Source organism: Tenacibaculum agarivorans, assembly GCF_001936575.1.
In the GTDB taxonomy this organism is placed as follows: domain Bacteria; phylum Bacteroidota; class Bacteroidia; order Flavobacteriales; family Flavobacteriaceae; genus Polaribacter; species Polaribacter agarivorans.
The window spans coordinates 1-9,232 of sequence record NZ_MSMP01000066.1 but is presented as its reverse complement, the minus strand read 5'-3'; the positions used below and the strand labels follow the sequence as shown (position 1 = coordinate 9,232).

General features: G+C 29.5%; 7 protein-coding genes. 4 read left to right on the top strand and 3 right to left on the bottom strand.

The window, feature by feature from the left end:
* A partial coding sequence (locus tag BVC87_RS22675) for a hypothetical protein (RefSeq protein ID WP_200799228.1) occupies window positions 1-1,288 on the bottom strand: 1,288 nt, incomplete at its 3' end.
* 772 nt (window positions 1,289-2,060) lie between these two features.
* On the opposite strand from BVC87_RS22675, the gene BVC87_RS22670 reads away from it, so the two are divergent.
* From BVC87_RS22670 to BVC87_RS22655, 4 genes are all read left to right on the top strand, one after another.
* The gene (locus BVC87_RS22670) at window positions 2,061-2,984 is read left to right on the top strand and encodes a hypothetical protein (RefSeq protein ID WP_075344685.1); all 924 of its coding nucleotides are present in this window, start codon (window positions 2,061-2,063) and stop codon (window positions 2,982-2,984) included.
* Window positions 2,985-3,342: 358 nt separating this feature from the next.
* Window positions 3,343-4,842 (top strand): right-handed parallel beta-helix repeat-containing protein, encoded by a 1,500-nt coding sequence (locus tag BVC87_RS22665; protein WP_075344684.1) that lies wholly within the window; start codon window positions 3,343-3,345, stop codon window positions 4,840-4,842.
* A gap of 600 nt (window positions 4,843-5,442) precedes the next feature.
* Window positions 5,443-6,486: a hypothetical protein gene (locus BVC87_RS22660; protein ID WP_075344683.1), complete on the top strand. Its 1,044-nt coding sequence runs from the start codon at window positions 5,443-5,445 to the stop codon at window positions 6,484-6,486.
* A 163-nt stretch (window positions 6,487-6,649) separates the two neighbouring features.
* Complete coding sequence (locus BVC87_RS22655) at window positions 6,650-7,174, top strand: thioredoxin domain-containing protein (protein WP_159439406.1); 525 nt, start codon at window positions 6,650-6,652, stop codon at window positions 7,172-7,174.
* Between the two features lie 153 nt (window positions 7,175-7,327).
* Here the strand turns inward: BVC87_RS22655 and moaA are convergent, their stop codons facing one another.
* Entirely contained in the window at window positions 7,328-8,329 is a 1,002-nt protein-coding gene (moaA, locus tag BVC87_RS22650; RefSeq protein ID WP_075344681.1) for a GTP 3',8-cyclase MoaA, read from the bottom strand.
* The coding region (gene moaCB, locus BVC87_RS22645; RefSeq protein WP_075344680.1) for a bifunctional molybdenum cofactor biosynthesis protein MoaC/MoaB at window positions 8,329-9,232 on the bottom strand (904 nt) is incomplete at its 5' end. The genes moaA and moaCB, both read right to left, overlap by 1 nt.

Here is a 9,232-nt window from a genome sequence, read left to right as displayed (position 1 = left end):
AATATGAAGTATATCCTCCTGTTGGGTAAATAACTTTATTTATTAAACCAATATTAGCTTTAGCTACATCAACAGCTCTACTAACTTGATAGTTTTCATAGTTATAAGATGCTAGAAAAGGACCATTATTTTTCCCGTTATAGTATCCCCAGTAATCTTGTGCATTTGAAAAACGATTAGGTAATCCATTTTTATTGGTATACTCAAAAGCTCTATATAATTCGGTATCGTTGTTATTTCCTATTAACTCAATATCATCTAAAAACAATCGCTTTCTAGCATGAATGGCATTTGCGTATAAGTAATAATTGATATTATTGGATGAGTTATTGTAACTGTAGCTATATTTAAAATTATATTTTTTTACTCGTTTGTAAGTATTATAAACTTCTACAGATGATAAAGCATGACCTCCTTTTAAGTCTTCACGTTCATTGTTATCTTTAATAAACTTTACTTTACCATGATCGAAAACAATTTCTTTTAATTGATATTGATGTCCTCTATAGGCTGAAAAACTAGAATTTTGCTTACCATCCTTTTTAAAGTCATAAGCTCTTCTATAAAAATTGGTAACCTCTTCTTCATAAGTAAAACTTAACTTATTCCCATTAGGGCTTACTATATCCATTAAATGCCACGAGCTTGTAAAATTTAAAGATGAATTGCTTGTGGTATCACTAAGTCCAGCCGTACTGTTTAATAGAAATTCACCCGTAGCTACATCCCTACTTTTGGCTTTTCTTCTAGTATCATTAGGATCACTAGTATTTCCAAAATAGAACTTAAAACCATCTTTAGTAGTAATAACAAAATAAACATCTTGTTCTAAATTACCTCCCTTTTTTTCTATTTTAAGATCATCATAACTTTGTAAAACGGGCTGTTTAGTCTGTTGATCGAAAATAAACTTTCCTGAATAGCCTAAAAAATTGAATGTAAATAAGTCAGGAAGTAAATCTCCACCATTACCAGGTATATCTAGGTTGTAAACTCTACTCCTAACTGAAAAATCAGTTTCAAAATCTTTGTAATAATCTACATTGAGATATGAGTGAGTACCCACAAAATCATTTTTTCCTCTTATTTGTCTGGTGATTAAACCTCCTGCATTTAATGCCCAACCTATACCTGTTCTAGAAGCTATTTCTTCTACTTTAATTCCTCTAGCATGGTAAGACATACCTATTGGAATTTTTAATCCTTCAAAATCTATTTCATATAATGGAACTCCAATGTTAGGTAATCCTGTATAATGACTCACAGGTATTTCTGTAAATTTAGCCAATGAAGTTGCCTCCGGCGATGGCGGAATAATTTCTGGTACTCTTGAGTATACCCCATAGTAGCTACTAACGCTATAAAAGCGCTTACGATTTGTTTTTTCATAAAGAATTTGATTTTAGCAATTTGCGTTACACAAACAATTTTTAATTAATTTTTCTTGATAATTATTCATTTTCATATTAATTGTTATTTAAGTATTTAGATCATTACTAATTCAAGTTAGTTACATCTTTTACTCGGAAGTAAAAGTAGTATGTCTTATTTAAATCTTAATGTGGTTTTACCCATTTTAAGGTGTGGATTTCCACATTTGATTAACTTTTTTAAGAGAATCAACCCAAGCTATATTTCAAACTCAGGTTGATGTCACTCAAGGGGAGATAAATAATAGTTAAAAGATAATCTAAGTTTTCTTTGAAAAAATCCTTATAAGTGTTCTTTTCCTTTACTATTTTTACCTAAAATTTATTATTTCTTGCATTTTTCACTTTTAACTAGACAAAAGTTTTCCAGTCTATTATAACTCTATAATAGATTTAGAAATTTAGTTATGTATTATTGCTATATTATTTAAATAGGTTCTTCTATTATTTTGGCTAATTTTTCTTTTTTGTCTTCTTCACTATAAGAATTTCACAACTAAAAAAACAAACTCAGTTTAGTAAAAAAAGTATATCTCTTCTAGTAACATTTTAGCTTTTCATAGAACACTACTATAGAAAACATGTTTTGAATTCCTTAAATATTCAAAGCAAAAATTAATCAATCAAGTTATGTTTAAAAAAACGTTATTCGCAATTGCCTTTGTAAGTTTATTTTCTTGTGAGCAAGGAAATGTAGACGAAATTATTGAACAAGAAGTTAACACGACTACTTCTGAAACCCAAAAGAATTTATTTTCTTTTAAAAACTGGGATGATTTTAACACTGCTTTTATTAATTTCTCTGAATTGGATACAGAGGAATTAAAAACGGTATCATTTTATAATGATGAACGAAGTTCTGAATTTTCAGATGCTTTTAATGCTATTCTTAATGAGGACTATCAGTTTGAAGTAGCTAACAAAATTATTTGGTTACATAACGGTGCTTTTTACGAACTAGATGATAGCACTATTCAAAATCCAAATGCAAATATTAGTACTCTTAAAAAAGTAGGTAGCATCACTACTGATATTGTACCTATTGAAAATGAATACCTAGAAAGAGGAACTGTGGCTATTAATAACCAGAAAGAATTTAGAAAACAACGTTATGTTGAAGGGTGTGGATCAGGTAAAGTGCAAGGCCCTTCTCCCAGAGCTTTCAAATATGTTAATGAAGCTTATGCAGAAACTGCACGAATAGGTAATCAAAACTACCATTCTTTATACTTACGTATTAAATTAGAGTACAATCACAGAAGAAGATCTTGGAGATTATCCGGCGAATCAAGAGAGATTTCAGTAAATGCAACTAATAGTTCTTACATAAGGACAGCAAGCGCACCCATAGCTGGACTAAATTATACTATTATTAAAAATATTTCTTTCAACAGTGGCTGTTCTTCACATAAGAATTTATTATTGTCTCGATTAATAGCTCCTTTTCAAATACATAGTATTCAATGGGCAGTAAAACTTAATGGTACGGTTACTCAAAAAATGCTAGGAGATGTAGAAACAAACCGTTGGACAAATTATATTAATTGGCAATAAAAAATTAAGAGATAGTATTACACAAACATATCTATTACTCTTTGATGTAATTGTATAGAACAATAACCACTACTAAAAATCAACTACTACTTTAATTCAACTTGAATTCGATATAAATCTATATCGAATTCAAGTTATTTTTTTACGTCGCTATTTAATTATTCATATATTAAAAAATATATGAATAAAGAGCTAAAAAACATTAATACTTCATTTTATTAGACTTATTATTACAAATACTTCAAAAAAGGTTAAAATACTGCTGATAAGAGTTAATCCTCAACCATCGTTCCTCTTAATGTATTTATAACTTGGGTCTTAATTAACAACCCTATTAATCAATTTAAAACCCAAGAAAATGTCAAACAAACCAATCAAATTTTTCTTACTTACATTAGTTTTACTTTTTATCTCTTGTTCTGAAAATATACTTGAAGATCAGAATACTGATGCAGGAAACACCCAAGATGAAGAATTAAATTCAAAAATTAAAGTATCTAATTTCTACACCTTCCCTTCAGACTCAATAAAAAGAGTGCAATTTACAGGAACAACAACTCAAGATTTAAACCGCTTTATTAATCAAAACAAAGCAGAAGGAGCCATTATTGAAATTCCCAAAGCTACATATACTTGGGGAAGAATCAACTTAAGATCTAATATTCATTTAGAAATAGAAGGAGGCACAGTGATTAAACCTGAATTGGATAGAGGTGCTATTTTTAATATTGGAGCTAGTAAACAAGGAAATCGTCTTAAAAACGTAAGTATTAGAGGGGTGAATGGACGATTTACTATAGATCTATGTGATCCTTCTTTAACTAATAAATTTATAGCCGCTGCAAGAATTGGTCGTGTTGATAATTTTTTAGTAGAGAAATTCAATATTAAAGATCGTAGAAGTATTTTAAATTCTATTTTAATGATTCATGTTTCAGGTGCTCCAGAAGTTAAACCAGGTGCCAATAGTGGCATTGTGAGAAATATTTCTCAAACAGGAGCGCATACTGGTTACGGATTGGTACAAACTTATAATTGTGATAATGTATTATTCAGAAACCTTAAATGTGTTGGAGGTATTACTCTACGTTTAGAAACAGATGACAGAGCAATGAAGAATGATATTAAAAACGGGATAAAACAAGGCGGGGTTAATGATATTTTTGCAGAAAATATCAGAAATACAAATGGTTTAGCAGCATTAATGCTTTCTCCTCATTTTGTTCAAAACGGAAAAGTTACAACACAGAATATTGTTGCAAATAGTAGTGGATTTGCCGTAAGATACGATAGTGGCGGAGTAGCTGTATTTGATGGTGCTAGAGCCTTCCCACTTACAGATGCAGGTAGAATACAATTCATGGATTTTGTTAGCAATCAATTTCCTGGGTTTTCTGGAAATGCTTTTAAAGGAAATGCTTTTAAACGTAATAATGGAACACAGTGGGCAGTTACCTTATCTCCTGAAGTTTTGGATCATCCAAATAGATCCCAATTTATTAAAACCCAAATAGGAGATTTAAAAGCTGGAAGATTTGATAATCCAACAGCTACAAAAGTTACCGCTAATTATGGCACAAAAGCAAAATTAAAACAAAACCAGCTGCGCTTTATCCCATGTAATCAATGGACTAAAATCAAAGATCCTGGAACTAGTTTAGGCTTATTTAAAGGGTTTGAATATGAAGGTCCTTCTGTTGGTTTAATTTTAGGAGATGGTATTAGCATTTCGCAACCAATGTTTAACAATTTTCCTTCTGATTTTATTCAGAATGTAATTTTGAATGGTCAAGCAATTTGTAATAATGATCCTAATACTATTCAACAAGTTAGAGGACAATTTCCGAGTTGTAACTAAAAAATTAATAAAAAGAGGCTGTTTAGAATAGTAGTATCAAAATACTGAAGTTTTTCAAAATTGGGTTGTTAATAGAAACCATTATTCTAAATAGTAAGAGCTACCGCACAAATTCTTTTGTGTGGTATTTCTTTCACTCAAAATTTTAGATATAGTTTATCTAATAATTCTCTTTCCCAATATAACCTATAACACTATTTTAGAGTTTCTATTCATAGCAATATAATTTTGGTAGTATAAAATACAGTTTCATTAATCACACGAAAGAATTCGTGCGAGAATGGGATTTAAAATTACTCGAAAAACTTATAAGTGAATATCACAACTCCTCTCATTAAACTCAAATAAAATTACTACAACATAACAAACTGTATATTTTAACACTGAGTGATTAATTATTTTAAAAAACGTCAAAATTAAAGATTAAGTAAGTACTTTATTTTAATACACTTAACCTTTCTATTTCTGCTGCGAAAAATTTCAAATTACATATAACTATGAATGATAAAATAATATTAATTGTTGCTAAAAAAACAAAAAATGGTAGGTTTTTTAAGTCTTCTATTGTTCAATAAACGAACAATTTAAAACTTTATTAAAATGAAAAAACATTTTTCGAAACAATTAAAAAAGGTAAGTATACTGATACCTCTATTATTAATCTTTCTAGTTTCTTGTCAAAAGGAAACTGAGATTATACCTGAAACTACAGCAAACGAAACACAATCAGAAAATGTAGTTACTGACAACTCAATAACCTCTCACCGAATTAGTAACCATCTAGTGAATACCAACACTAGGGAAATAGTTGGTCAATTTTTCAGTAACCCCGATTTTAGTGGTAGAGTATACACTTTATCTTTTACAAACTTTAATCTTTCTAAGCCCTTTAAACTACCTTTTGAAGCTAAATCATGGGTTGTAGCACCACAAGTATCAATTCTAACCAAACAAAGTACTAGAATAAGCGCAAAGAATAGAACTTTTATTGGGAGTAAAAATCATGGTAGTGGAATAGTAAGAAAAGGGATACAATTATATGTCGCTAAACACCCTACAAAATACCAACATGGAACTTATGCGGGTCAATTATGGTCCAAAAACGGAAAACACCAATTACCTATATTCTCAAAGGTAGATTTAGGTCTTAAACCATTAAGGAATTTTTTCCATAACAAAGTAGGAAAATTTATACCTGCTACTACAAGTAAATATAATTATGTTTTTTTTCATCAATATAATAGTTTTAAGAGTGAAAAAATTGCAGCTAGACCATCTAATACCCACGGCTTAAGAAAACATTCCCAAGCCTTCAATCCTTGGCAACAAAACAGAATATCTAGCTTAACCTTAGTAAGTGGTAAATTCAAGGGAAATTCTAATAAGTGGGATGACTATTTTGAATTTGAAAAAAAGCCTTTAAATCAAATTGCTTTCGGACATGCTGGTCAAGAAGCTTTCTTTAAATTTGCATGTATGGCTGGATGCTCTAGAAATTTTGCAGATCCATTAAATGCTATCGAAGATGTTTTAGGCCTAGCTTCAAACAATAAAATAAAATGGGGTTCTTGTATAACTGGTTGTCTTAATACTAACTTTAGTAAATTCAAATCAGTACTAGCACTGTTTACTAATCATATTTAATCTATACACTTAAACAATAACTTAGAGATGATTAAGAGATAATGATATTTATATCTTTTAATCATCTTTCTAATTAAATATACTCATGAAATATTCCAGAAAAACTTTTTTATATTTTACAATTATAAATATAACTATACTTAATTTTTTAACTATTTTTCTATTGTATAATAATCACCAAAAATCTATCAGAGACAAAGTCATTATAGAAAACACAAAAAAAATACTGAATACATTTCAAGGAATGAGAGAAATAGTTAGAGAAATAGCAGAGACGCCTAATTCTTTTGTAGATGGTAACCAAATCACTAATTTCAAAATTGGAGGACAAAAATCTATTTTAGATTTACCTGCATTACAATTACCCCAAAATAAATTGATAGTATTTTCTTCTAGTGATTGTGATTATTGTGTAGATTATTATGATACCTTAAATAAGTTTCACATTTCAAATCCTGAAATAAAAATTGTTATTTTAGAAAAAGGTTATGGAAATGATAAAACAATCAACTCTAATTTTAAGAAATATAACATTTCTGAAGACGTTCTGATTGAGAATAATATAAATACAACTCCAACAACATTGTTTCTAGACAGCAATAATTACATTCTGGGTTCAATTGCATCCAATAAAACTGAAGATTTGTTGAGTCTAACTCAAATTAATCAAGCTATGGATTATCAATAATATATACATCTGTATTAATTATCAGTTTTCTATTATAATTTAACTTTAAAAAACTTTTCTTTTGCCCAATAGACATATACCTTCATAAATGCAGCACAACTTAAATAGGTTGTGCTTTTTTTTAAAAAAACGATAGTAAATTAAAGGAAAAAATCAACCACCTATAGTAATCATACTACGATTATTATGATTGGTTAAGTTTTCAAAATCTTCTAAATCTGTCATTCCAGAACGAACTGCTTTCTTTTTTAAAATTGCTGCTTGAATAATGGGTTCTATAGATTTTCCTTCTCGATAACTTGATAATAAATCCGTTTCTGAAGTAGAGAATAAGCAGTTTTTAAGTTTACCATTTGCAGTTAATCGAATTCGATTACAAACATCACAAAATGGATTTGTTACTGAAGAAATAATTCCAAAATCTCCTTTATAAGATTCTATTTTAAAATTTCTAGCGGTAAAATTTTCTTCATTAGGAAGCTGAATAACACTAGACAAATAATAATCTTCAATTTGATTCAATAATTCTTGATAGCTAACTAATTTGGATTTATCCCATCTATTTCCATCAAAAGGCATAAATTCTATAAATCGTACTGCGATACGTTGTCTCTTGGTAAACTCGATAAAATCAATAATTTCATCATCATTAAAATCTTTTAACAATACCACATTCAACTTTACATTAAAGTTTTCATTTAGTAGTAATTGAATATTATCAAAAGCTTTTTTAAATTGATCTCTTTTGGTAATTGTATTGAATTTTTCAGGATGTAATGTATCTAAACTAACATTAATAGTTTTAATACTTGACGTTTTTAATGTTTCGATATGACGATCCACTAAAATAGCATTGGTTGTCATGGATAATTCTACAGGTAATTTTGACAATCCTTCTACTATTTCAGAAAAATCTTTACGCAATAAAGGCTCTCCTCCCGTTAATCGAATTTTAGTAACACCATGTTTAACAAATAACGAAGCAATCTCAATAACTTCTTTAGCATTCATTATTTGATGTCTAGGAGACAAAACAACTCCACTTTCAGGCATGCAATATGTACACCTTAAATTACATTTTTCAGTTAATGAAATTCGAAGATAATTATGATGCCTTCCAAACGTATCCGTTAATATATTCTTTTCATTTGTCATTAATGACGCTCTCCTTTTAATACTTTAAAACTATGAAATAAATGTGGAAATACAGCATCTAAGCTTTCTACAACTCCTTTACTTGATCCTGGTAAAGCTAAAATTAAGCAACCAGACATAGTTCCTACAACACTTCTAGATAGCATTGCGTAAGGCATTCGTTCTTGTCCATAACGACGAATTGTTTCCTCAGCTCCTACTATTCGTTTATCTAATAAAGGCAAAACAGCCTCTGGCGTAGTATCTTTTGAAGATAAACCTGTTCCTCCAGTAAGAACTATTAAATTACATGTTTCTTTTAGTTCTTTGATTCGCTTTTGAATTGTATCGAAATCATCTGGAATAATTTCTACTTCTTTTGTATTTATCTGATATCCCTCGAACTTTTCTTTAATCAACTTTCCTGATTTATCTTCCTCTTTTCCTTCAGAAATAGTATCAGAACACACTAAAATCCCTGCCGTAATATTAGAAACATCTCTAACTGGATATGATGATTTACCTCCTTTTTTCTCTAATAATTTAATATGATGAATCTCTACTCCTTTATCAATCGGTTTCAACATATCATACATATTCAAAGCAACAATACTTGCCCCATGCATGGCTTCAACCTCTACCCCTGTTTTATAAATTGTTTTTACAGTTACTTTTATCAATATAGATAGATCTTCTATTTCATAAGTTACTCCCGTAAACTCAATTGGCATTGGATGACAATCAGGCAATAATTCAGGTGTTTTTTTGACTCCCAATAATCCAGCGGCTTTACTCATAGCAAACACATTTCCTTTAGGCACAGTATTATTTTGAATTGCTTCTATAGTAGCTTGTGAACTTACTTTTACAATAGCTTGAGCAGTTGCTATTCTCAGGGTATTAGATTTATGGGTAATATCTACC